Below are 22,437 nucleotides of genomic sequence, written 5' to 3'. Positions count from 1 at the left end.
GCTTTTTTGTTTTATCGCAAGCGCCGTTATGTGTGTGCTTGTGGGAAACGATTCGCTGAAAGGAATTCGATCGTCAATCGCTATCAGCGTCACTCAAAGGAATGGAATCAGGCCCTGGGATTACGCGTGGTACAGGGGAAGAATTTCAAGGATACCGCAGCCCAATTTCGTACGTCGCATTCAACTGCGATAAGGCGGTTTGATGAAGTCGCCGCACCAACGCTTCAAGAAGTGAGTGATCTTCCTCGTGTCATCGCTATTGATGAATATAAAGGAGATACCGATGAAGGAAAATATCAAGTTGTCATTGCGGATGGAGATACAAAGCAGCCTTTGGATATCCTTCCTAATCGCTCCATTGAGACCGTAAAGGACTATCTTCGCAAGAAGGGGTCGCGAGTTGAAGTGGTGATCATGGACATGAGCTATGCCTTCAAGTCAGCTGTTCAAAAGGCACTAGGAAAGCCAATCATCGTGGCTGATCGCTTTCATTTTTGTCGCTACATCTATTGGGCATTAGAGCGTGTACGAAGAAGAGTTCAACAGAATTTCCATGATTATGACCGTAAAAAGTGCAAGCGAATGAAGCATGTTTTTTACAAGCGATATGAGCAGTTGAGTGAGAAACAAAAGTGGTATCTGGACCGTTACCTTGGATTATCCGAGGAATTACGAAAGGCTTACGAGTTAAAAGAAGCGTTTCGAAGCTGGTTTGAGGAAGCGAAACGAATCGGTCAAGAGAATCCTAACCAAGTTAAACAGTCTCTGTATAATTACTACAAAACGGTTGAAGCAGCGAATATGAAGGAGTTCAGACAAGCCGTTCAAACACTTAAGAACTGGCAACCAGAAGTCCTGAATAGTTTTGCCTTGAACTATAATAATGGTTTTATCGAGGGTTTAAACAATCAAACGAAGGTCATTAAGCGAAATGCCTTTGGTTTTAAGCGATATGACCGCTTACGAAGAAAGATCCTTTTACATCATCAGTACAAAAAAATTCGTCATTTTCAACTAGGATAAGGAGTAGGAGATAAATCTCCTACCCCAACATTTGATTTAGAACCACATTTAATAGCTTGATTTTGGCTCTTTCTAGGAAATTGTCCATACTTCTCTTCTCCGTGGCATATACATGAAGAAGAGAAGGGAGGGTTCATGTTGTTTCGAACTCGTAGAAAATTCTTTAGAAAGGGGCCGCTTCCCTTTCGATATGTTTTTGTCATCTCCTTTATTATTTTTATCTTTACTACTGTTCAAGGATTATGGATTGTTAATAAAGGAATTGAACCAAGCTTAATCAGTATTGCTGAAACAAAAACACGTCAAGTTGCTGCGCAAGCAATAAATGATGCCATTTCAAAGAAGATCGCAGACGGTATTGACGTTGAGAATTTAATTATCGTTCATGGTAATGATTCCGAAAAAGTACCAAGTTATAGCTTTAACTCGCAAGTTTATAATCGATTGATCTCAGAGGCCACAGAACGAGTTCAAACTTACTTAGATTATGTTGAAGCTGGTGATTTAGATAAGCTGGAAACCTTTAAGAATGATATAGATATCGATTACGAAGGTACCGAAAATCAACAAGGAATCGTATACTCCATACCTTTAGGGATGGCTACAAATAATGTTCTTCTTTCAAATTTTGGGCCGAGGATTCCAGTACGGTTTGAAATGATTGGAGATGTGGTCTCTAATATTGATACAAAGGTGAAAGAAACGGGAATTAACAACACGTATCTTGAAGTGTATATCAATATTAAAGTTGAGATGAACGTAATTATTCCTTTCTCTACAAAGAATACTGAAGTTTCGAACTCTGTAAAAATTGGAGATTTATTTATTCAGGGAGACGTTCCTTATTATTATAATGGTGATAATGGAAATGGTGGAAATCCATCGATCGTTTTGCCGAAGCCAGATTAAGAAAAGGAGGCCATTAACCAGCTTCAATGTTCAATGTCGATAGCTAAAAAAATGGTTCCCTTCTAATAGAAATATCTCTGGAATAATCTACAATTGCACAAACAACGAAAGTAAGGTATACTTTAAAACTGAACTTAATATTGTTCCTTATCTTATACGATGAGGTAGAGGAGCAGATCCTCATGAGTACGTGTTGGGAGAATGACACCAATGATCAGCATCGAAAGGGAGATCTGCCGAAGCATAAATAACGGTCACATTATTTGTGTTGGGGCGACATTGAAGAAGTGTCGAACTGTCATTATGAGTCTAACTTGTAATGGAGAACTACTGATCGGGGTGGACACTTAACATTGACTCGGTGAAGCGAGCAATGATAGGACCAATCCTATCATTGCTCGCTTTTTTGCGTTCAAACACGACGAGAAGGCTGAGGGATAGGCGTCCATTCCGGTTATGATGACCAATCATATATTAGGAGGATATTCATGGAGAATTCAGTTCTATCCATTATTCCACCACTCGTAGCTTTGCTAATGGTAGTGGTGACTAGAAAAGTGCTTCCTTCTTTAGGAGTAGGCATTATTCTTGGTGCGCTAATGATCAACAATTGGAGTGTACCAAATTCATTAGAAGAAATTTATACAATCGTAAAAGGGATCTTCATTGATTCCGAGAGCGGTGGTTTAAATACTTGGAACATGTACATTATTTTCTTCCTGCTTTTATTAGGGATGACGACGGCCTTTATTTCGATATCAGGTGGAAGTCGCGCATTTGGCGAGTGGGCCATGAAACGCGTGAAAACAAGAGTAGGCGCACAGATTGTCACAGCGGTATTTGGTATTATTATTTTTATTGATGATTACTTTAATTCGCTCGCAGTTGGGAACGTAAGTAGACCGATTACGGACAGGCACAATGTTTCAAGGGCAAAGCTTGCCTATATCATTGATTCAACTGCAGCACCAATGTGTATTATTTCACCTATTTCAAGCTGGGGCGCTTATATCATCGCGTTAATTGGTGGTGTATTAGCAACGCATAGCATTACAGGTGTTGGCGCGTTAGAAGCTTTTATAAGAATGATTCCAATGAATTTGTATGCTCTCTTTGCACTTGCGATGGTGTTCTTTGTTAGTTATTTTGACATTAATCTTAAGGCAATGAGAGTACATGAAGACCGTGCACAGAAAACAGGAGAAGTGCTTGATCCGAATCAAGGTGCCGTACCTGGTCAAACATCAGGACTACCTGAAAGTGAGAAGGGGAAAGTAGCTGATCTTGCATGGCCTATTATTATGCTAATTGCTGGTACTGTGACGTTTATGGTCATCACAGGAATTCAGGCTGTTAGCGGAACGGATACAGCCGTGACAGCTTTGTCTGTCTTTGAAAATACAGACGTTGCTGCTTCTCTCCTTTATGGTGGAATCATTGGACTTATAACTTCTCTCCTCTTCTTCTTTCCAAAACGAATGGGTGGAGCGGTTCTTGGAAAAGGAATTTGGGAAGGCATTAAATCAATGCTTCCAGCCGTATACATTCTTTTCTTTGCATGGACATTGATTGAAATTATCGGCTCACTAGGGACTGGTAAGTATCTTGCAGGACTTGTTAATGACCACATTGTGATTGGCTTCTTACCAGCTATTTTGTTCCTACTTGCAGGTGTTATGGCGTTTGCAACGGGAACTTCGTGGGGAACATTTGGCATTATGCTTCCGATCGCAGGAGAGATTGCTGCTGCTACGGATCCTACCTACATGCTTCCTGTACTTGCCGCTGTTCTTGCAGGAGCTGTATTTGGAGATCACTGCTCACCAATTTCGGATACAACAATTCTTTCTTCAACAGGCGCGGGTAGTCACCATATCGATCATGTGATGACACAGTTGCCTTATGCATTGCTCGTTGCAGGTATTTCGTTACTAGGATATCTGGTTCTTGGCTTTACTGGTAGTTCCATTCTTGGTCTTGTGGCAACAGCGATTCTATTCGGATTATTAATTTTCATGCTAAAAGGAAAATATGCCAACAGACCAGTTGAAATGGCAAATCATTAATCAAACAGGAGGATATTCCTCCTGTTTTTTTATGTATTTTCACAAAAATAGAGAGATTTATATAGAAAATTGAACGATTCATACGAAAAATGTAAAAAGATTGTTTTGACAAGGACATACGTACTAGATATACTATAAACAAAATAATCTGAATTTACTTAAAAGTCTTAACCTTTTTCTGGAAGGGGGCTTATGGTGAAAAAGGTTAACATTTGTCTAAGGGGGTAATTTATTTGGAAAATCGTGCGCAATGGGGGACAAGGGCTGGTTTTATATTAGCCGCAGTTGGTTCAGCAATAGGTCTAGGGAACATTTGGAGATTTCCGGCCGTAGCCTATGACAACGGTGGTGGAGCATTTTTTATTCCTTATTTATTTGCATTATTAACAGCCGGAATCCCAATTCTTATTCTTGAATTTACATTGGGTCATAAATTCCGTGGATCCGCACCACTTTCGTTCTTTCGAATGAATAAGAAGATGGAATGGCTTGGGTGGTGGGGCGTTATCGTTGCATTCGTCATCTCCACATACTACGCGGTAATTATTGCGTGGGCCATCTCTTATAGCTATTTTGCATTTAATCAAAGTTGGGGTTCTGATACAGAAGCATTCCTCTTCAATGATTATCTGAAATTAACGGTTGATCCTGGACAAACAGGTAGTATCGTACCAGGCGTATTTCTCCCATTAATTGCAGTATGGATCATTACACTTGGCGTACTTCTTGCAGGTGTTAAAAAGGGAATTGAGCGTGCTAATAAAATTTTCATTCCTACATTAATTGTTCTTTTCTTAATCATTGTGATTCGAGCAGTGACACTGCCTGGTGCTGCTGAAGGTCTAAATGCATTCTTTACACCGAATTTTGACAGTATTACTTCAGGAAGTGTTTGGGTTGCTGCATACGGACAAATTTTCTTCAGTTTATCCATTGCTTTTGCTATTATGATTACTTATTCTAGTTACTTACCTAAGAAATCAGATATTACGAATAACGCGTTTATTACTGGTTTTGGTAACTCGGCGTTTGAGCTTCTAGCAGGTATCGGGGTATTCTCAGCGCTTGGATTTATGGCTCAGCAGCAGGGGCTTAGCGTTGGCGAAGTAGTGAGCGGTGGCGTAGGACTAGCCTTCGTTGTCTTCCCGCAAATAATCAATGAGTTTCCAGCTTTGAACGGGTTGTTCGGATTCTTATTCTTTGCTTCACTTGTACTTGCAGGTTTGTCTTCACTGATTTCTATTTCCGAAACATATGTTGCAGGTGTTTCTGAGAAGTTCGGAATTTCTTGTACGAAAGCTGTTCTAATTGGTGGAGGGATTTCCTCTATTATCTCGATTCTGTTTGCAACGCAAGGCGGATTGTTCTTCCTTGACGCAGCTGATTACTTTATTAACCAGTTCGGAATTGCCTTTGTAGGACTAGTGGAGGTGGTTGTTGTAGCATGGGTACTTCGTGAGCTTAATACGCTTGAGTCACATGCAAACGGCATTTCAGACATTTCACTGAAGTACTGGTGGAAAGCTTGTCTTGGAGTCATTACTCCTCTCGTACTTGGTTATATGATGTTCGATCTCTTTAAGACAAATCTTCTTCGTCAGTTTGATACACCGACTGGGAACTATGAAGGCTACTCAAACGGCTTTATTCTTTATAGTGGCTGGGCTGTCGCAGGATTCGCCCTTCTGGTTGGAATTCTATTCAGCCTAAAGAAATGGGATGCGAAAGCTGAACAGCAAAAGTATAAGGAGGTAAGCTAATATGGGTGGTAGCGCGATTTTCATGATGGTAGTTGGAATGGTTATTATATGGGGTGGTCTTGCGGCTAGCATTTTGAATGCTGTAAGAGTATCAAAAAAACAATAGAACATAAAAAGAAGAACTAGCGAGCTAGTTCTTCTTTTTTGCTTACTTTTTGTTGCGTATTCGTTCCTGTCGTTCCCAGAGCCTCAACGAAGGATAGGGATCATACGACCATTCTGTTCTTCCGTTGTCTTTATAGATGCCATAGTGAAGATGTGGCGGGAACTTTCCAGCCGTTCCTTTTGGTCCATATCCAGAGCTACCAACATACCCAATGATTTCACCTGGCTGTACAACATGACCTTTCTCAATGCCTTTTTCAAACCCATTTAGGTGAGCATAGTAGTGGTAATTGCCATCGATATCCCGAATCCCGATCCGCCATCCACCGTATTCATTCCATCCCTTCGTTTCGACAGTTCCGTAACTTGTCGCTTTCACTCCAACACCATAAGAAGCGAAAATATCCGTTCCTTCGTGAATTCGAAGTCCGCCCCAGCCACGTCGATCGCCCCAAGTGCTTCGGTAACTATAGTTTGCGTGAAGTGGTACGGGAAAAGCATGCTTATCGAGTTTAAGCGTTTTGAATGTATGATAAACAGCACTATTACTTGTAATCGTCCTTACTGCCTGGTCACGATGATAATAGTCCCAAAGACCAATTTGAATATCTTCTAAAGAACTTCCATACTGTTGTATGAAAGACCCAATTGTATAAAGTAGATCTTCGTCATTAGTACGCTCGGCTTTGCCATCTCCATTGCCATCGAGGCCAATTCCATTAAAGAACGATATCGAGATAGGGTCGTGATCTTCTTTATTTGGATTCGTACTCCCAGACCATTTCTCAGGCGTAATATAGATAGCTATTGCACCTTTTTCACGAGGAATATCTTTTTGTGAGCGCCTAATGCTTCGTTCATATTGATCAATACCAGCATAGATGTACCAGGGGACTTGTGTGACGGCTTCCATCTTATGAAATAACATCTTCCGTTCGCTTCTTAGTTTATCTTCGTCTATATCAGCAGCTCGAACGTTTATAGGGATGAGGAAGAAAAGAATAAGGATAAGAAAACTATATTTTCTCAAGTGTTTCTTCTCCTTTCGTAATTTGTCATTACCCTTAGTTTGGTTTTCCGTGCGTAAATCATTAGAACTAAATAATGGAAGGTCTAAAGTCTTAATCCTCAATAGATTCACACTTTTTATAGAAATGAATGAGTTACCTATGGTATTCTTTATTACAGAAAAGTAATAGGTGAGGTGAGTGTAGTGAGTAAGAAAGAAGAATATTTAAGAAAACCAGAGTGGTTGAAAATAAAACTAAATACAAACGAAAATTATAAAGGCTTAAAAAAGATGATGCGCGAGAAAAAGTTACATACGGTCTGTGAGGAAGCGCGTTGTCCGAATATTCATGAATGTTGGGCTGTTCGTAAGACGGCAACCTTTATGATTCTTGGTGATGTTTGTACTCGTGCATGCCGTTTCTGTGCAGTAAAAACTGGTCTTCCAACTGAGCTTGATTGGGCAGAGCCTGAACGCGTTGCGGATTCCGTTGAACAGATGGGACTAAAACACGTGGTCATTACCGCTGTAGCGCGAGATGATTTAAAAGATGGTGGCGCGGCTGTTTTTGCTGAAACCGTACGTGCTATTCGTCGTAAAAATCCGTTCTGTTCGATCGAAGTTCTTCCATCAGACATGGGTGGCCAATATGAAGCGCTTGAAACACTCATGGATGCGAAACCGGATATTATGAACCACAATATTGAAACAGTGGAGCGCCTAACGCCAAGAGTGAGAGCACGCGCGAAATATCGTCGTACACTAGAGTTTCTTCAGCGTGCAAAAGAAATGAATCCTGAGATTCCGACTAAATCCAGCATCATGCTAGGATTAGGTGAAACAAAAGAGGAAATCATTCAAACACTTGATGATCTTCGTGCACATGATGTTGATATTGTTACACTTGGGCAATATTTACAACCATCGAAAAAGCATTTAAAAGTAGAAAAATACTGGACGCCTCAAGAGTTTCTTGAGCTCAAAGATATTGCGTTAGAAAAAGGCTTTAAACACTGTGAATCTGGTCCAATGGTTCGTTCGTCTTATCATGCTGATGAGCAAGTCAATGCAGCCAAGCAAGCTTCGAAGTAATGGATAAGTAATAATAAAGATAAAAAATCGGCCTTTATCGGGCCGATTTTTTTACTTCGACATCATTTCTTTTCCATCTGTATCATTTAAGTCTTCATTCATTTCGCCCTTCATCTCACCGTTCTCGTTCTCTCCATCACTTACCTTTTTCCCTTGTGGCGCTTTCTTCATTTTGGCAATCGTTTCTTCTATGCTCTTCTCGAGTTCTCCATTTGCAGTGGAGGCATTTTGATATCGCTCGACCTCAGCAATCATTCCTTCTTCGTCAGAAACATAGACATGATAATATCTTGGAATGACAGAAAGAGCCGTTTTCTTTACTTGATCTGCAGTGGCATCACGATCTTTTGTTGTTGTTTTATAGCCAATGAGAACTTCTTCATCTGTTACTAGCGTTGCGACATCACTGACATAAGGTAAAACAATTGCCATTGAACCGATCATATCCGACATACGATCACGATCAAGGTAGGCTATGTTCTCGGGTTGTTTTTGAGAATTCATGTTGTTAGTATTTCGTGTATGACGCACATATCCAAAGCCACCCTTTTTGGACTTTTCCTGAGAATTAGCGGTGTTCATACCGTATTCATCGGGATCCGTTTTAACAGGTGTTAAATCTGCGTGGTCAAAGGAATCTGTCGCATTTTCTCCCTGGCATGCCCCAAGTCCTAATACGAGTGGCAGTATGAGCAGAATTTGTTTTTTCAATAACATTCACCTCCATACTGTTATCATGACCGAACTCTGTTCCTTTTTTACTGGTATTACTTGGACAAATCGAATAAAAAAGGTATCATAAGACTAATGAGCCCATTTTGAAATGAGGGATAAAGAATGATAAAAGTAAATCAACATACGTTTGAGTTGATGAAGGATGAAAGAGAAGGTTGGAACGAAGAAGCTTTTCTTGCTCGATATAGTGAGATTTTGGATAAATATGATTACATTGTTGGGGATTGGGGCTATGGTCAGCTTAGATTAAAAGGATTCTTTGAGGACCGTAACCAAAAAGCAACTTTCGATACAAAATTCAGCACGGTGCTTGATTATTTATATGAATACTGCAACTTCGGCTGCCCTTATTTTGTATTAAAGAAGCAGAAGAAGGAAAAACCGAAGAAACAACAACAAGAAGCATAAGCCCTATGGGCTTATGCTTTGTATGGTTTTTCGGAGTCTTTTTCTGGATCATCGTGTGGTGGATGTGAGCCAGGGTCCTGACGAGGTAAATGTTGGTGAAGATTTTTATTTTCGTAATTAAATGCACTATAGGAACGCTGCCCTTCTCGCCAAGGTGAGGTTTTACCGAGCTTTTTATTCACCGGTGAACCGTATGGACCTTCTGGCGTATCTTCAGGGAGGACGTAATTTCGCCCTTTCTCTACGTTAGCGAAGTCTTGATAATCTTCTTCATCAAACATGAATAAACACCACCTTTAGGAGGTAGTGTATTCATTGTCTGATAAAATATTAGTGACTTAAGACTTCTCTCAAGAAGTTGCGAAGTTCTTCAGCATCTTCTTCATTGAGAGAGTAGGCATGCTCGAGATTTCCAGGCTCATTTAGATCATCGTGGCCGATAATTGCAAATTTGCCTCCTTGAATATCGAGGACTAACGATTTTCCATAAAAGCGATCTGATTTTACAATACAAAGGTCAAACCGATGATTGCTTCCCATAAAGCAGACGAACCTGGCTTCAGTGGCCTCCTGTTCGTCGTAGATGAGTCGTTCATCTTCCATCATAGCACCCTCCTTTTCTAGTTAACGCTATCATACCATCTTATGAGGCGTTCTCATACAAGCTTTCATTAGAAAATGTAAGCCGTTGCATTTTAAGATATGATAAAATGTAGAGAAGTATTTAATACCGTTTCAGAAAATGGTGATTGAATCATAAGTGTTAGAGGCAGGTGCATGAGTATGTATTTTGTGGATCGTAAGAAAATAGAAGAACAGCTGGTTTATTTCGATAAAATGATTGTTCTCATGAAGGAAAGTTCTTTTCAAACAGAACTTCATTTTCTCGGATTAGAGCGAATTCATCACGTTGTCATTGAGAGCATGATTGACGTAGGGAACAGCATCATTGATGGATTCATTATGCGAGATCCCGGGAGCTATGAAGATATTATTGAAATCCTAGCTGATGAAAAAGTAATATCAACTGAAAATACTATTATGTTAAAAGAAGTCGTGGGCATGAGAAAACCACTAATGCAGCAATATGTTATGCTTGATCATGAAGCATTGGAGCAAAATCTTCGGAAAAACCTCAGTGCACTAGAGCAGTTTCCTACTGATATAAGAACATACTTAAATCAAGAATTAGGGGCTGTTTCAGCTTTTCTTCCAGATAATGAAGATTGATGTTAAGGTAAACACACATTGTAAAGAAAGTAAGGTGTTTTTGATGAAAAGAGTAAGAAACGAGCAGCTGACATCTTTCATTCAAAACCCGAATATATGAACCGCTTTCATCAATGAAAGCGGTTTTCTTATGGATTGGATAAGTAGAAGGAGGATAAAAAGAACATGAAAAACTATAAAGGCTATTTAATTGATCTAGATGGTACGATGTATCGGGGCACTGAAAAAATTCACGAAGCAGTCGAGTTCGTGAAGCGTTTAAAGGAAGCAAATATTCCCTATTTATTTGTGACGAACAATTCATCAAAACGGAAAGAACAAGTTTCTGGTAAGCTTGAGGCGTTTGGTGTACCATGTACGCCAGATCACGTGTTTACAACAAGCATGGCAACAGCAAGTTATATCTCTAATAAGAAGCAAGATGCTTCGGTTTATGTGATTGGAGAAGAAGGCATTCGCGATGCCTTAACGGATGAAGGTTTAATGATTCAAGACGACAATCCAGACTATGTTGTCGTTGGGATTGACCGTTCAATCACATACGAAAAATTTGCGAAGGCGTGCATTGCCGTTCGAAACGGAGCTACTTTTATATCGACAAACGGAGATATTGCGATTCCAACTGAACGAGGATTGTTACCCGGTAATGGTTCATTGACGGCAGTCGTGACTGTTTCAACGGAAGTAGACCCTATTTTTATTGGGAAGCCTGAACCTATTATTATGGAACAAGCTCTTGCTCAACTTGGAACACCGAAAGAAGAGACGTTGATGGTTGGGGACAATTATCGCACCGATATTCTTGCAGGCATCAATGCCGGTTTGGATACATTGCTTGTTCATACAGGTGTAACAACGAAAGAACACTTGTTATCAGTCGAAAAGCAACCAGAGTACACAGCTCTTACGCTAGATGAATGGCAAATATAAAAACGCCCCTTGGGGCGTTTTTATATTTGCCATTATTCTGTTTTTTGAGCTCTATGGGCAAGTCGACTAGATGCAGCTGCCGCAATAGCTCCAACAATATCGTCGAGGTAGGTATGGCATGCACCACTGGATTTATCATTTAACTTTTCGAGAATACCAGGCTTTTGTTTATCGATAAAACCATAGTTCGTAAGGCCAATCGATCCATATACATTTACAATTGAAAGAGCGATGATTTCGTCTACGCCATATAGTCCTTCATCTTTCATTAATATATCTTGTAGAGGCTGATCTAGCAGTTTTCTTTCCGTAAGTTCGTCAAGCTGAATTCCCGTGAGCACTGCATTTTGCACTTCTCTTTTTGAAAGTACACGTTCTACATTTTGTATGCAAGTTTCCATTTCAAGGTTAGGGTGATATTTTTCTTGGAGATAGAAAACAAGGTCTGCGATATCTTTGATCTCGACACCACGTTCTTTTAATTTACTTCTCGCTGCTTGTTCTACAAGGTCCATAGGTTCTTGGCCCATTCTTGTCCCACCTAACTTTATAGTAAATTGGTATTGGATGTTATTGATTATATTAGTATATGGTAAGTCAGGAAGAAATATGACACTAAACTTCTGTGACTACTTTACACCGATTGGGCGCGCGGGGCATATAGTACGGTATTAAGACGAATTGCCGGAGGGTCAATATGCTTGAACGAGAGGTTTTTCATCAATATGGAATCGTTATAGATCAACATAATGTTAAAAATAGTGGATATTTGCTTCGTACATCTGATCAATCTGAATTTATTTTAAGACGTGCATTAAGTGAACAAGAAAGTGAATTTCCCTGGTATGTAATGGTTGCAAACTTTCTTAATCAACAGAATGAACCTACAATGTTACCGATTTCTTCAAGAAGAGGGAAGTATATAGAGACAATTCAGAATGAGGCGTATGTTCTTTATCAAAAACCGTATGATCGAAATATTCGCATTCATCACAATGATGGGAGTCGGCTAGCGCTATTTCATAGGAAAGCAGGTAATCTCCTAGCAGCTTATAGTGAATTACCAGAAATTCAACCTTGGCAGATGCGGTGGCAGTACAGGATAGACCAACTTGAATCTTTTCGTGAGGAATTGAAGAATCAGACTCAGCCTCTCAGAGAATTTGATGAATGGTTTATAGAAACATTCCCCTATTATTCTGGCTTATCAGAGAATGCGATTCAGTACATTGTGGACTGTGGTATTGACATGGGAATGAATCCATTTCAGATTAGAACTCTTGCGTTTAATCGGTATACAGCCAATTATCACCGTACATCTGAAGGGCTATTTCCGAATGATCTCATCCTTGACCATCCAGCGAGAGATCTTGCTGAGTGGATTAGATATGAGCTAGTTGAGGGCGAGGGGAATTTTGAAGGCATCAGGCAATTTATGTGGAATTATCATGAGAGGCGTACGTTAACTCAAATGGACTGGAATCTACTGTATGCTCGTTTGTTATTCCCTCTTCCATATGTAGAGACAGTGGAGCATTACTATAGTGATGGCAATTTAAAGGAGAAAGAAAAAAGTTTTGTGAATTTAAAGCAACTTGTGAGAAGAGAAGGAGAAAGGGAGGAAATGTACCGTTTGTTGTTTCAGGAATTGATGGGTGAATATGGCAAGCAAATGAGAAGAGTAGATTGGTTAAGTTAAAAATAAAAACCCCCTCCATGACAGAGGGGGTGGATGTGTTTGGTTTAAAATACTTGCTCGAGTTCAGTTACGCCAGGAACTTCTTCAAGAAGTGCGCGTTCAATACCTGCTTTAAGTGTGATAGTGGAACTAGGGCAACTGCCGCATGCTCCCATTAAACGTACTTTAACTACGCCTTCTTCGATGTCTACAAGCTCTACGTCTCCACCGTCACGCAGAAGGAATGGACGTAGTTTATTCAATACATCTTGTACTTGCTCTTGCATCATTCATCGACTCCCTTCATACTTCCATTATACTAATGATTAAGTTAAAAATCTATGTGCTAATGTAGAATGATTATAATTCTCATCCTAACTTTATCATGGTATGAATCCATATACAAGATTGGAACATGAAAAAGGCGAATGCTTCTTTTCTACATGATAGGAATAGGGTACAATGAAGGTAAATTGATTGAATAGAAAGGACGTTTTCACCATGGAAGAAGTACTCGTCTATGGAGCAGGTGAGCGCTGTGCAAGCTGTGTAAACTTGCCTTCTTCAGAAGAAACGGCTGAATGGCTTAAAGCGGCCCTCGACCGCAAGTATCCTGATCGCCAAATAGTCGTTCGATATATTGACATTCATAGTAAACTCTCCGGTTATGAGGCGGCTTTTGCTTCAAAAGTGATTGATGAAGATCTGTTCTATCCAGTTGTTGTCGTCCGAAATGAAATTGTGTCAGAAGGTAACCCTAAATTAAAAGACTTATATGCTGTTCTAGAAGACCGTTCTGCAACGGCTTAAATGATAAAACCCGTGAACAAATTTGTTCACGGGTTTTATCTTACGAAAAAGTATATTTACTTCTTATAAAGGTCAACCTTATTAACCGTTATGATTCTTATACATCCATAATATACCTGACTTGAGTAGACGAGGAACTCGGCCAGTAAGTGGACGATTCGCCATGACACCAAAGCCATGCTTGCTTCCGAGTGAGCCAAGCGTTCCTTTGATTTTAATTGGTGGAAGCGCAGGTGGCGTTTCTTTTTTCCATTGCTTCTGCAATACGAGAGCAATTTGTTCTGCTTGTTCCTCAGCAAGCTGAGCACTTGGTGCATGTGGCAAGCTTGCACAGTCTCCTACAACAAAAACATTCTCATGACTTGGAACAGAATGATAGTCATTTAATACAATACGCTTCTGGGCATCTTTTTCAACGTCAAGATCTCTTACGATTTTGTTAGGCTGGATGCCAGCTGTCCATACAATTGAATCACAGTGGACAGGCTCTCCATGATTAAAGAGCGTATTGGGTTCGACCTTTGTAATATTTGATTCACTAACAACTTCTACATTACGCTCCTCAAACCAGGATTGAACGTATTTTCCAAGTCGTTCTGGGAAGGCAGAAAGAATAGTGTGTCCTCGATCAAATAGCTTAATTTGAAGATCTGGCCTACTTTCATGAAGTTCACTTGCTAGCTCCACTCCACTAAGTCCTGCACCAACAATACCAACGACAGATTTAGCGCCGAGGTTGTTCAATACTTCATACGTTCTTCGAGATGAATCAATCGTTTGAATGCTTAGAGTATGAACATCTGCACCTGGTACGTTATGATACTTATCTTCGCATCCTAGTCCAATGACGAGCGTGTCATATGCAAGGTCATCATCGTCATTTAGGTGAATGACATTTGAATCTAGATTTATACTAGTGATTTCGCCGTATTTGATTTCTAGCTTCTTATGAACTGGGAATTGAACACGTATGTGATGATCACTTGCTGTTCCAGCGGCAAGGGCATAATATTCGGTTTTCATACTGTGATAAGGGTTGCGGTCAACAAGCGTAATTGTGAGGTCTTCTGGTAGATCAGATGCAAATAATTTCTGTAGGATACGCATACCACCGTATCCGCCGCCTAATAGCACTAGCCTTTTCATGATAAGAGGTCCCCTTTAATAAAATTGCATAACGCTGTCTCCCTATAATAAGTAGAAAAGATGAAGAAGAAATGAAGAATTAGGAAGAAAAAAGGAAGCGACACGCGCTATAATATAGTTATACGATTCATTATGTTATGACAGTTAAAAGTATAGCGAAACTGTGACTTATGTACAATAACATTTCTTAAATGCTTAACTGAGGAGTGGCTTTACTGTGAAGACAATCGAATTTTGTGCGGGAAACTTGAGAGAGAATAAGCTCGTATGGGAGGCCCTGGAGAAGATCCACGATATTGAATTAATTGACTACGGCTGTCTTGGTTATTGTGGGAACTGCTACTCTGAGTCTTTTGCTATCGTAGATGGACTTTTAGTAAATGCGGATACATCTGAAGCTTTAATAGAGAAAATAATGCGAAAATTAATCGATGAAAATTAAGGGCTTTCATTGCTCAGTTTCTGTGTTATAATGACAAAGGTCCATTGAAGTCTAATAGAGAGAGAACGGACTTTTTATTTTCCGCGTACACGCGAAAAATGTCGAATATTCAGATAACAAAACACTGTTTGTAAGCGCTGTATTTAGCTAATTGCTATAATATTTCTATTTAAAATCTGGTAATGGGGTAGGCTATGCTTATAAACGGGTTCAATAATTAACAAGGGGTGTAAAATATGCAAATTTTATGGGGATTCGGTGGTATGGCTGTGTTATTTGCCATCGCACTAATCTTTTCTACAAATCGCAAAGCGATTAACCTTCGTACGGTACTGGGTGCACTTGCCATTCAGGTTGCATTTGCATTTGTAGTATTAAAATGGGAAGCAGGTAAGACTGCTTTAAAGCAACTATCATTATTCGTTCAGGATATTATTGGATATGCTAATGAGGGAATTGGCTTTCTTTTCGGTGGCTTAATTGGAAATGAAGACATTGGAATGATCTTTGCATTTCAAGTACTAACGATCATTATTTTCTTCTCTTCTCTTATTTCTGTTCTTTATTACCTTGGGATTATGCAGTGGGTTATCCGTCTACTTGGTGGAGCGATTTCATGGGCGCTTGGAACAAGTAAAGCGGAGTCACTATCAGCTACTGCAAATATCTTTGTTGGTCAAACGGAAGCGCCACTTGTCATCAAACCTTATTTAGATAAAATGACGAAATCAGAACTTTTTGCAGTTATGACAGGAGGACTTGCTTCGGTAGCTGGTTCTGTCCTGATTGGTTATTCTTTATTAGGTGTACCGCTTGAGTATTTACTAGCGGCAAGTTTCATGGCAGCACCAGGTGGTTTGTTAATGGCTAAGCTCATCATGCCAGAGACAGAAACACCAGAAACAGCGAAAGAAATTAAGATGGAAAGAAACGAAGATCACGTAAACGTGATTGACGCTGCTGTACATGGTGCATCAGACGGTCTGAAACTTGCTTTAAACGTTGGAGCGATGCTTCTTGCGTTTATCGCATTGATTGCCTTGCTAAACGGTTTACTTGGAGCAGTTGGTGGATGGTTTGGCGCAGGAAGCATAACGATTCAGCAAATTCTTGGGTATATCTTCTCACCACTTGCCTTTGTTATTGGTGTTCCGTGGCAAGATGCTGTTCAAGCAGGTAACTACATTGGACAGAAGTTGATCCTTAATGAATTTGTAGCTTTCTCTTCTTTCGGTCCAGAAATTAGTGCTGGAAACCTAACTGACAAATCAGTTGCGATTATCAGTTTTGCTCTTTGTGGATTTGCGAACTTCTCTTCTCTTGCTATTTTACTTGGAGGCCTTGGAGGTCTGGCGCCTAAACGTCGCCCTGAAATTGCAAAGCTTGGAATGCGCGCAATCCTTGCAGGTACGCTTGCAAACCTTTTAAATGCTGCAATCGCAGGTATGCTAATTTTCTAATTTTGAAAGCCTCTTTTATAGAGGCTTTTTTTTATATCGTTTTGATTGGTTGTATTGAAAACGGAAGGCGAAGCGGTGTTGTTTTTTGCCTGTTTTACGGTATACTTGTCTAAATAATAGACAGGGGGGATCACTCGTGAGTAGCTTTGAACATACATTGCCATATGATCGTATGATGGGGGACGTCTATGTTCCGCATTGTCCATTTTGTCATAGTGAGAATGTTTTAACGCCTATGACAGAACGAGATTACCAACAAGGTTGTGAAGAAATCAAAACAAGACTTGTGATGCCTTGCTGTAACGGCAAGCTCATGATTGAGAAAATTGATAGTGATTATTTCTGGACGACAGAAGCTGTTCGAAAGAGCCATTAAAATATAGAAAGAGTGAAAGCATTGCAAGAGATAACATATACAAAAATGCATGGTCTTGGTAACAATTACATTTACATCAACTTATTTGAGCAAAAGTTAGAAGAAAAGAACCTTCCTCAATACGCAAGAGAAGTATCGGATGTTTACACGGGTATAGGATCGGATGGAATGATCTTGATTTGCCCATCCGATCAAGCAGAAGTGAAGATGAGAATTTTTAATAAAGATGGTTCTGAAGGGAAAAACTGTGGCAATGGCCTCCGCTGCGTAGCTAAGTATGCATATGAAAACCAGCTGGTTTCTTCAACGAAATTTGCCATTGAAACGCTAGCAGGACTTGTACAGGCAGAAGTTCATTTAGCGGGTGATCGTGTGGAGACTGTTACGATTGATATGGGGAGACCGGAGTGGACAAGAGGAAGTCTTCCCATGATCGGAAATTCAGAAGACGAAGTTATTGATGAAACGGTGTTTTTTGAAGAAGAACCGCTTCAAATGACGGGAGTATCGATGGGGAATCCTCACATGGTGATGTTTGTCGATAATATAGAAAAGGCTCCTCTCACAACAGCAGGACCTTATTTTACAGATCATCAGCTATTCCCAGAAAGTATTAATGTTGAATTTGTTGAAGTAGTCTCTAGCAGTGAATACCATTTTCGAGTATGGGAGAGAGGCTCTGGTATTACTCAAGCTTGTGGAACAGGCGCATGTGCAGCAGTAGTAGCAGGCGTATTAAATAACAAAACATTAAAGGGTACAGAGGTGACAGTTCATCTCGCAGGCGGCGATCTGGAAATTACGTGGGATGAAGATGATCACATCTGGATGACAGGTCCAGCAGTGACGATATCAACTGGAGTTTATTATACAGGGAAATAACTGGATATTTGTAAATGATAGGATATTGATTTAGAATAATAAGTGGTTATGAATAGAAGGATCATTCAAGACTCCGACTGTGAAAAGATACGGCGTGAAATTCTATGCGCAAAAATGACTCAAGCCGATATAGTACTTGGCTTGAATTACCCGGAACTATTGGCATATGGTCAAAAACTTGATAAGAAGCATAATCTGATATTACAGTTGAAATACAATCATCAGGCTAGCGAAGTGAGTATTTCTGTTTGATAGTGTTCAATTGTTGAGCTTAGTTCTATAGCACGATATACTAATAGTAGCATTACGGTGATTGGAGGGATTTAAATGATCCATTTATCTGAAGCTGCAGCAGCACAGGTAAAAGAAATGATGAAGCAAGAAGAAGGCGACAATCTTTATTTACGCGTAGGTGTTAAAGGTGGCGGCTGTACTGGTTTAAGCTACGGCATGGGCTTTGATACAGAAATGAAGGAAGATGATCAAGCTCTCGACGCTCAGCATGGCGTAACGATTATTATGGATAACGAAAGCGCACCCGTTTTAAACGGTGTGAATATTGATTATAAACAAAACATGATGGGCGGCGGATTCACCATCGATAATCCGAACGCGATCGCATCATGCGGCTGTGGTTCTTCGTTTAAAACAGCGACCAACGCTGGTACGCCGGAGAATTGTTAAGAAATTAAATATCGGATAGGGTGAGTCATGACCCGTATCTTAAAGCTTCTCCAACGTTCAATTGTTTATTGAACGTGTGGGGGAGTTTTTTTATTACTCTCTTTCCATTATAGGTTTTGCCTTAAGCTCTCTGAACAATTTATGAGCTTTTTAAATGTAACCTTAATCCAGATTCAATAATGAAAAATTTCTTTTTTTATGTCTAAAAAAAGGGATTTTAGTCGTTCCATCGAACACAGTGATGGTGAAGAAAATTTATCTTCTATGAGAGTTAACATTCAAACGATCAATTTGTAAATTTACAAATTGATCGACTTTGCCAGGAAGAATGGAATGTCTATTCTAATTATGAAAAGGAGTGTCACACATGATTGAAATTGGAGTTGGGTTACAACTTTACACGTTGAGAAACGAATGTGACAAGGATTTCTTCGAAACGTTAATAAGAGTAGAGGCCATAGGCTACGAAGGTGTTGAACTTGCAGGATTGCATGGATATGAACCATCAGAAGTAAAAAACAAATTAGATGAACTTGGGTTAAGCGTCATTGGACATCATATCCCGATTGAGCGGATTGAAAACGATTTGGAAACTGTTATAGAGGAACAAAAAGTACTTGGAAACAGCCGAATTATTTGCCCGTGGCTTCCACCTGAAAGAAGAAGTCATGAGGACTTTTTAAAGGTAGCTAAGATCATGAAGAATGCAGCGGAAATTTGTACTGAGCATCAAATGGAATTAGGATATCACCATCATGATTTTGAACTTGGTCGAAGTATTGAAGGTAGTGAGCTGTTCGGAATTTTAGAGGCGCATTCTTCCATTCAGGCTGAATTTGATATTTATTGGCTTAACCAGGTTGGTCATGATCCAGTTGAGTGGATGCAAAAGTTCTCAGGTAGAACACCAATCATTCATTTAAAGGACCGCTCGGATGATGAGAGAGAAGCAACGGCTATTCTTGGCACTGGTAACATTGCGATTCAGGAAGTAGTGGAGCAGGGGCAGGCATGCGGCGTAAAATGGTGGGTTGTTGAGCAGGATGAATGTGATGTTGATCCGATTGAAAGTGTGACTCAGAGTTATAAATATTTAAGAGAAATACAGCTAAAAAAATAAAATGGTTAAAATATTCAAAAAATAATGTTGAAGATTCTGTGAACTTACGTTATGCTGTTTGTAATCGATTTCATGAAATCGGTTACAAACGAAGGGAGGTTCTTTTGTACTTTCTGAGGAGGATGAAACATGGCAACAATTGCTGATGTCGCACACTATACAGGTCTATCACGAGCGACTGTGTCACGTGTCATCAATGATTATCCACACGTAACTAAAGACAAGCGTGAATTAGTTCATAAGGCAATGAGGGAACTAGGTTACTTTCCTAATACATCAGCTAGAAACTTGCGAAATCGAAGAACAAATCTAGTAGCTGTGTTAATTCCAAGATTAACGAATCCGTTTTTTACACTGGTTCTTAATGGAATCGAAAGCGTGGCTGAAGCGAATGGATTTCAATTGATCATTTGTCAGACGAAATCTAGTAAAAAGAAGGAACTCGAATACTTGAATTTGTTACAGACGAAGCAAGTTGATGGTGTTATTTTCACTTCGATTGAAAATAATTGGGAAGAAATTCAGTCCTACACGGCACATGGACCGATTATACTTTGTAATGAATATCATCACGATGCGACGGTACCAATGGTTCGATTGAATCAAGTTCAGGGGAGTTATTTAGGAACAAAGCATTTAATTGAGCGAGGACATAAGCGGATTGCTTATTGTATGGGCTCAACAAGCGGGTTGTCTAATGATCGCCGTAAAGGAGTCTTTCAAGCGATTGAAGAAGCTGGCCTAGAAATAAAGCCAGAATGGATCTTCCAAGATACATACACAATGGAAGACGGCGTAAGAACGTTTAACAAAATTCTTGAATTAACTGAACGACCAACGGCTATCTTTACCGGAGGAGATGAAGTGGCAGCTGCAATGGTGAAGGAAGCAAAGCGAAATGGATTAGATGTTCCGAAAGATATAGCTATACTCGGATTTGACGATCAGCCAATTGCCAGCTTAATTGAACCAGAGCTAACAACCATTTATCAACCCGGTGCAGAAATTGGCGGACAAGCTATGTCTATTTTTATTGATTGTTTAAAAGGGCAGTGTGAGCGTACAACTCAAAGTGTTAAAGAATTACCACTATCGCTTGTTATTCGTAACTCTACATAACTTGCGATAAATGTAAGCGTTAATTTGTTTATTGAAATCGATTACAATTTTGAAATCGATTTCAACCAAATCTAAGGGGGATTTAGTATTATGCGAATTATGAAGAATAGTAAACTACTTTTTATCGTTTTGGCTCTTATCCTAGTTCTATCGGCATGTAGTTCTTCAAACAATTCTTCAAGTAATAACAACAGTTCTGGTGATGAAAATGCAAGTTCAGGTGACGAAGAGAAAGTAACACTCGTTTATGCGCGTGGTAAAGATGCAACAGGTGCAACCGATGTAATGGTTGAGGAATTTATGAAGCAAAACCCGAATATCGAAATCGAATTCCGCGAGATGCCGACCGACACAGGAGCACAGCACGATGCTTATGTCACAATGTTGAACGCTGAATCATCAGAAATTGATGTATTCGATATCGATGTAATCTGGCCAGCTGAATTCGCTCAAGCAGGATATGTGCTTCCATTAGACCGTTTTATTGAAAAAGACGGTATTAACATGGACGATTACAACCAGGGACCAGTTACGGCAGCAACATTTAACGGAAAGCAGTGGGCGATGCCTAAATTTATTGATACTGGTATGCTTTTCTATCGCTCTGACTTAGTATCTGAAGCTCCAAAAACGTGGGATGACTTGATGACTCAAGCTTCTGAGCTAAAAGGTGAAGACGGTACGAAGTTTGGTTACCTCATGCAAGCGAAGCAATATGAAGGTCTTGTAACAAACGCAGTTGAATTTGTCGGTTCTTACGGCGGTGCGTTTATTGATGAGAATGGAGAAGTTGTTATCAATAGCCCTGAAGCGATCAAAGGTATTTCAAAAATGGTTGAAATCGCAAACTCTGATTTCGTTCCAGGTAACATCAATACGTTTACTGAAGTAGAATCTCATACTGCATTTATTGAAGGTCAATCTCCATTTATCCGTAACTGGCCATATCAATTCGCACTTGCGAATGATGAAGAACAGTCTAAGATTGTCGGAAACGTAGAAGTAGCTCCACTTCCTGAAGGTGACGCTGGTTCTGCTTCAGCCCTTGGCGGTTGGATGGCAGCCATCAATAATTTCTCTGAACATCCTCAAGAAGCATGGGAGTTCTTGAAGTTTATGACTGGTAAAGAAGGACAAAAAATTGATGCAATTAAAGGTTCACACGCTCCAACAATTCCTGCTCTGTTCGAAGATGAAGAAATTATCGAAGCGAACCCATTCTTTGGAGAAGAAGGATTCCAAACAGCTCTTGAAGCAGCGGTTTCACGTCCGGTAGCACCAAACTACCCTGAAATCTCTGAAATCATTCAAATTCACATTTCTAAAGCGATCGCAGGAGAAGAAACTCCTGAAGAAGCAGCGGCTGCAATGGAAAAAGAAATGAATGAAAAGCTAGAAAAATAATAGAGAAGGTCATTAGCCTTCAATACGAAGGCTAATGTCTTTCCTACAT

Annotated in this window: 26 protein-coding genes and 1 riboswitch; of the genes, 19 read left to right on the top strand and 7 right to left on the bottom strand. The window is 39.9% G+C overall.

What is annotated here, in order from left to right:
- From ACIFPW_RS02620 to ACIFPW_RS02600, 5 genes are all read left to right on the top strand, one after another.
- The coding region (locus ACIFPW_RS02620; RefSeq protein WP_430241790.1) for an ISL3 family transposase at nucleotides 1–1,023 on the top strand (1,023 nt) is incomplete at its 5' end.
- Between the two features lie 138 nt (nucleotides 1,024–1,161).
- The gene (yunB, locus tag ACIFPW_RS02615; RefSeq protein ID WP_194218987.1) at nucleotides 1,162–1,932 is read left to right on the top strand and encodes a sporulation protein YunB; all 771 of its coding nucleotides are present in this window, start codon (nucleotides 1,162–1,164) and stop codon (nucleotides 1,930–1,932) included.
- 157 nt (nucleotides 1,933–2,089) lie between these two features.
- Nucleotides 2,090–2,270: riboswitch (Lysine riboswitch) on the top strand.
- A gap of 150 nt (nucleotides 2,271–2,420) precedes the next feature.
- Nucleotides 2,421–3,998, top strand: a complete 1,578-nt coding sequence (locus tag ACIFPW_RS02610) for a Na+/H+ antiporter NhaC family protein (protein WP_430241788.1) — start codon at nucleotides 2,421–2,423, stop codon at nucleotides 3,996–3,998.
- Nucleotides 3,999–4,231: 233 nt separating this feature from the next.
- Nucleotides 4,232–5,758 (top strand): sodium-dependent transporter, encoded by a 1,527-nt coding sequence (locus tag ACIFPW_RS02605; protein WP_430241787.1) that lies wholly within the window; start codon nucleotides 4,232–4,234, stop codon nucleotides 5,756–5,758.
- Nucleotide 5,759: 1 nt separating this feature from the next.
- The gene (locus ACIFPW_RS02600) at nucleotides 5,760–5,864 is read left to right on the top strand and encodes a methionine/alanine import family NSS transporter small subunit (RefSeq protein ID WP_194218990.1); all 105 of its coding nucleotides are present in this window, start codon (nucleotides 5,760–5,762) and stop codon (nucleotides 5,862–5,864) included.
- Between the two features lie 42 nt (nucleotides 5,865–5,906).
- Here ACIFPW_RS02600 and ACIFPW_RS02595 read toward each other — a convergent pair whose 3' ends face one another.
- Nucleotides 5,907–6,893 carry a M23 family metallopeptidase gene (locus tag ACIFPW_RS02595; protein ID WP_430241785.1) on the bottom strand — a complete coding sequence of 329 codons (987 nt, stop codon included), beginning with the start codon at nucleotides 6,891–6,893 and terminating at the stop codon, nucleotides 5,907–5,909.
- A gap of 183 nt (nucleotides 6,894–7,076) precedes the next feature.
- On the opposite strand from ACIFPW_RS02595, the gene lipA reads away from it, so the two are divergent.
- Nucleotides 7,077–7,964 (top strand): lipoyl synthase, encoded by an 888-nt coding sequence (lipA, locus tag ACIFPW_RS02590; RefSeq protein ID WP_194218991.1) that lies wholly within the window; start codon nucleotides 7,077–7,079, stop codon nucleotides 7,962–7,964.
- A 51-nt stretch (nucleotides 7,965–8,015) separates the two neighbouring features.
- Here the strand turns inward: lipA and ACIFPW_RS02585 are convergent, their stop codons facing one another.
- Nucleotides 8,016–8,675, bottom strand: coding sequence for a YhcN/YlaJ family sporulation lipoprotein (locus ACIFPW_RS02585; RefSeq protein ID WP_430241783.1), 660 nt, complete (start codon nucleotides 8,673–8,675; stop codon nucleotides 8,016–8,018).
- Between the two features lie 126 nt (nucleotides 8,676–8,801).
- On the opposite strand from ACIFPW_RS02585, the gene ACIFPW_RS02580 reads away from it, so the two are divergent.
- Nucleotides 8,802–9,107 carry a YutD family protein gene (locus tag ACIFPW_RS02580; RefSeq protein WP_194218993.1) on the top strand — a complete coding sequence of 102 codons (306 nt, stop codon included), beginning with the start codon at nucleotides 8,802–8,804 and terminating at the stop codon, nucleotides 9,105–9,107.
- A gap of 11 nt (nucleotides 9,108–9,118) precedes the next feature.
- Here the strand turns inward: ACIFPW_RS02580 and ACIFPW_RS02575 are convergent, their stop codons facing one another.
- Nucleotides 9,119–9,388 carry a hypothetical protein gene (locus tag ACIFPW_RS02575; RefSeq protein ID WP_226615082.1) on the bottom strand — a complete coding sequence of 90 codons (270 nt, stop codon included), beginning with the start codon at nucleotides 9,386–9,388 and terminating at the stop codon, nucleotides 9,119–9,121.
- A gap of 49 nt (nucleotides 9,389–9,437) precedes the next feature.
- A complete protein-coding gene (locus ACIFPW_RS02570; RefSeq protein ID WP_098444844.1) occupies nucleotides 9,438–9,710 on the bottom strand; it encodes a DUF3055 domain-containing protein in 273 nt (90 codons plus the stop codon).
- A 180-nt stretch (nucleotides 9,711–9,890) separates the two neighbouring features.
- On the opposite strand from ACIFPW_RS02570, the gene ACIFPW_RS02565 reads away from it, so the two are divergent.
- Both ACIFPW_RS02565 and ACIFPW_RS02560 read left to right on the top strand, forming a co-directional pair.
- Nucleotides 9,891–10,337, top strand: coding sequence for a DUF86 domain-containing protein (locus ACIFPW_RS02565; RefSeq protein ID WP_194219608.1), 447 nt, complete (start codon nucleotides 9,891–9,893; stop codon nucleotides 10,335–10,337).
- 165 nt (nucleotides 10,338–10,502) lie between these two features.
- A complete protein-coding gene (locus ACIFPW_RS02560; protein WP_430241781.1) occupies nucleotides 10,503–11,267 on the top strand; it encodes a TIGR01457 family HAD-type hydrolase in 765 nt (254 codons plus the stop codon).
- Nucleotides 11,268–11,299: 32 nt separating this feature from the next.
- On the opposite strand, the gene ACIFPW_RS02555 is transcribed toward ACIFPW_RS02560, so the two are convergent.
- Nucleotides 11,300–11,797 carry a phosphatidylglycerophosphatase A family protein gene (locus tag ACIFPW_RS02555; protein ID WP_194218996.1) on the bottom strand — a complete coding sequence of 166 codons (498 nt, stop codon included), beginning with the start codon at nucleotides 11,795–11,797 and terminating at the stop codon, nucleotides 11,300–11,302.
- A gap of 167 nt (nucleotides 11,798–11,964) precedes the next feature.
- Here ACIFPW_RS02555 and ACIFPW_RS02550 point away from each other — a divergent pair, with 167 nt between their 5' ends.
- Nucleotides 11,965–12,966, top strand: coding sequence for a hypothetical protein (locus ACIFPW_RS02550; RefSeq protein ID WP_430241778.1), 1,002 nt, complete (start codon nucleotides 11,965–11,967; stop codon nucleotides 12,964–12,966).
- A gap of 44 nt (nucleotides 12,967–13,010) precedes the next feature.
- Here the strand turns inward: ACIFPW_RS02550 and ACIFPW_RS02545 are convergent, their stop codons facing one another.
- A complete protein-coding gene (locus ACIFPW_RS02545) occupies nucleotides 13,011–13,235 on the bottom strand; it encodes a NifU family protein (protein WP_194218998.1) in 225 nt (74 codons plus the stop codon).
- Nucleotides 13,236–13,446: 211 nt separating this feature from the next.
- On the opposite strand from ACIFPW_RS02545, the gene ACIFPW_RS02540 reads away from it, so the two are divergent.
- Nucleotides 13,447–13,755 (top strand): DUF1462 family protein, encoded by a 309-nt coding sequence (locus ACIFPW_RS02540; RefSeq protein WP_194218999.1) that lies wholly within the window; start codon nucleotides 13,447–13,449, stop codon nucleotides 13,753–13,755.
- A gap of 81 nt (nucleotides 13,756–13,836) precedes the next feature.
- Here ACIFPW_RS02540 and ACIFPW_RS02535 read toward each other — a convergent pair whose 3' ends face one another.
- Nucleotides 13,837–14,901, bottom strand: a complete 1,065-nt coding sequence (locus ACIFPW_RS02535) for an NAD(P)/FAD-dependent oxidoreductase (RefSeq protein ID WP_283153730.1) — start codon at nucleotides 14,899–14,901, stop codon at nucleotides 13,837–13,839.
- 217 nt (nucleotides 14,902–15,118) lie between these two features.
- Between ACIFPW_RS02535 and ACIFPW_RS02530 the strand changes: the two genes are divergently transcribed.
- The 8 genes from ACIFPW_RS02530 (at nucleotide 15,119) to ACIFPW_RS02495 (ending at nucleotide 22,388) form a co-directional block, all read left to right on the top strand.
- Nucleotides 15,119–15,343 carry a DUF1450 domain-containing protein gene (locus ACIFPW_RS02530; RefSeq protein WP_430241777.1) on the top strand — a complete coding sequence of 75 codons (225 nt, stop codon included), beginning with the start codon at nucleotides 15,119–15,121 and terminating at the stop codon, nucleotides 15,341–15,343.
- Between the two features lie 236 nt (nucleotides 15,344–15,579).
- Entirely contained in the window at nucleotides 15,580–16,803 is a 1,224-nt protein-coding gene (locus ACIFPW_RS02525; RefSeq protein ID WP_430241775.1) for a NupC/NupG family nucleoside CNT transporter, read from the top strand.
- Nucleotides 16,804–16,939: 136 nt separating this feature from the next.
- Nucleotides 16,940–17,179, top strand: a complete 240-nt coding sequence (locus tag ACIFPW_RS02520) for a hypothetical protein (protein WP_226615075.1) — start codon at nucleotides 16,940–16,942, stop codon at nucleotides 17,177–17,179.
- 21 nt (nucleotides 17,180–17,200) lie between these two features.
- Complete coding sequence (dapF, locus tag ACIFPW_RS02515; protein WP_430241772.1) at nucleotides 17,201–18,061, top strand: diaminopimelate epimerase; 861 nt, start codon at nucleotides 17,201–17,203, stop codon at nucleotides 18,059–18,061.
- A gap of 327 nt (nucleotides 18,062–18,388) precedes the next feature.
- The gene (locus ACIFPW_RS02510; RefSeq protein ID WP_283153732.1) at nucleotides 18,389–18,745 is read left to right on the top strand and encodes a HesB/IscA family protein; all 357 of its coding nucleotides are present in this window, start codon (nucleotides 18,389–18,391) and stop codon (nucleotides 18,743–18,745) included.
- A gap of 367 nt (nucleotides 18,746–19,112) precedes the next feature.
- Complete coding sequence (locus tag ACIFPW_RS02505; protein WP_430241770.1) at nucleotides 19,113–19,865, top strand: sugar phosphate isomerase/epimerase family protein; 753 nt, start codon at nucleotides 19,113–19,115, stop codon at nucleotides 19,863–19,865.
- A 129-nt stretch (nucleotides 19,866–19,994) separates the two neighbouring features.
- On the top strand, nucleotides 19,995–20,984 hold the full coding sequence (locus ACIFPW_RS02500) for a LacI family DNA-binding transcriptional regulator (protein WP_430241768.1): 990 nt from the start codon (nucleotides 19,995–19,997) through the stop codon (nucleotides 20,982–20,984).
- A 90-nt stretch (nucleotides 20,985–21,074) separates the two neighbouring features.
- Nucleotides 21,075–22,388: an ABC transporter substrate-binding protein gene (locus tag ACIFPW_RS02495; protein WP_226615069.1), complete on the top strand. Its 1,314-nt coding sequence runs from the start codon at nucleotides 21,075–21,077 to the stop codon at nucleotides 22,386–22,388.
- The last annotated feature ends 49 nt before the right edge of the window (nucleotides 22,389–22,437 follow it).

This window comes from Pseudalkalibacillus sp. NRS-1564 (genome assembly GCF_050467905.1).
In the GTDB taxonomy this organism is placed as follows: Bacteria; Bacillota; Bacilli; order Bacillales; family Guptibacillaceae; genus Guptibacillus; species Guptibacillus hwajinpoensis_B.
This window is presented reverse-complemented; position numbering and strand designations above follow the sequence as displayed.

What these genes read in the sequence shown, in the direction of transcription:
- ACIFPW_RS02610 (WP_430241788.1), top strand. Translation starts at nt 2,421, where the DNA reads ATGGAGAATTCAGTTCTATCCATTATTCCACCACTCGTAGCTTTGCTA.
- ACIFPW_RS02600 (WP_194218990.1), top strand. Translation starts at nt 5,760, where the DNA reads ATGGGTGGTAGCGCGATTTTCATGATGGTAGTTGGAATGGTTATTATA.
- ACIFPW_RS02580 (WP_194218993.1), top strand. Translation starts at nt 8,802, where the DNA reads ATGATAAAAGTAAATCAACATACGTTTGAGTTGATGAAGGATGAAAGA.
- ACIFPW_RS02575 (WP_226615082.1), bottom strand. Translation starts at nt 9,388, where the DNA reads ATGTTTGATGAAGAAGATTATCAAGACTTCGCTAACGTAGAGAAAGGG.
- ACIFPW_RS02570 (WP_098444844.1), bottom strand. Translation starts at nt 9,710, where the DNA reads ATGGAAGATGAACGACTCATCTACGACGAACAGGAGGCCACTGAAGCC.
- ACIFPW_RS02565 (WP_194219608.1), top strand. Translation starts at nt 9,891, where the DNA reads ATGTATTTTGTGGATCGTAAGAAAATAGAAGAACAGCTGGTTTATTTC.
- ACIFPW_RS02560 (WP_430241781.1), top strand. Translation starts at nt 10,503, where the DNA reads ATGAAAAACTATAAAGGCTATTTAATTGATCTAGATGGTACGATGTAT.
- ACIFPW_RS02555 (WP_194218996.1), bottom strand. Translation starts at nt 11,797, where the DNA reads ATGGGCCAAGAACCTATGGACCTTGTAGAACAAGCAGCGAGAAGTAAA.
- ACIFPW_RS02550 (WP_430241778.1), top strand. Translation starts at nt 11,965, where the DNA reads ATGCTTGAACGAGAGGTTTTTCATCAATATGGAATCGTTATAGATCAA.
- ACIFPW_RS02545 (WP_194218998.1), bottom strand. Translation starts at nt 13,235, where the DNA reads ATGATGCAAGAGCAAGTACAAGATGTATTGAATAAACTACGTCCATTC.
- ACIFPW_RS02540 (WP_194218999.1), top strand. Translation starts at nt 13,447, where the DNA reads ATGGAAGAAGTACTCGTCTATGGAGCAGGTGAGCGCTGTGCAAGCTGT.
- ACIFPW_RS02535 (WP_283153730.1), bottom strand. Translation starts at nt 14,901, where the DNA reads ATGAAAAGGCTAGTGCTATTAGGCGGCGGATACGGTGGTATGCGTATC.
- ACIFPW_RS02525 (WP_430241775.1), top strand. Translation starts at nt 15,580, where the DNA reads ATGCAAATTTTATGGGGATTCGGTGGTATGGCTGTGTTATTTGCCATC.
- ACIFPW_RS02510 (WP_283153732.1), top strand. Translation starts at nt 18,389, where the DNA reads ATGATCCATTTATCTGAAGCTGCAGCAGCACAGGTAAAAGAAATGATG.
- ACIFPW_RS02505 (WP_430241770.1), top strand. Translation starts at nt 19,113, where the DNA reads ATGATTGAAATTGGAGTTGGGTTACAACTTTACACGTTGAGAAACGAA.
- ACIFPW_RS02500 (WP_430241768.1), top strand. Translation starts at nt 19,995, where the DNA reads ATGGCAACAATTGCTGATGTCGCACACTATACAGGTCTATCACGAGCG.
- ACIFPW_RS02495 (WP_226615069.1), top strand. Translation starts at nt 21,075, where the DNA reads ATGCGAATTATGAAGAATAGTAAACTACTTTTTATCGTTTTGGCTCTT.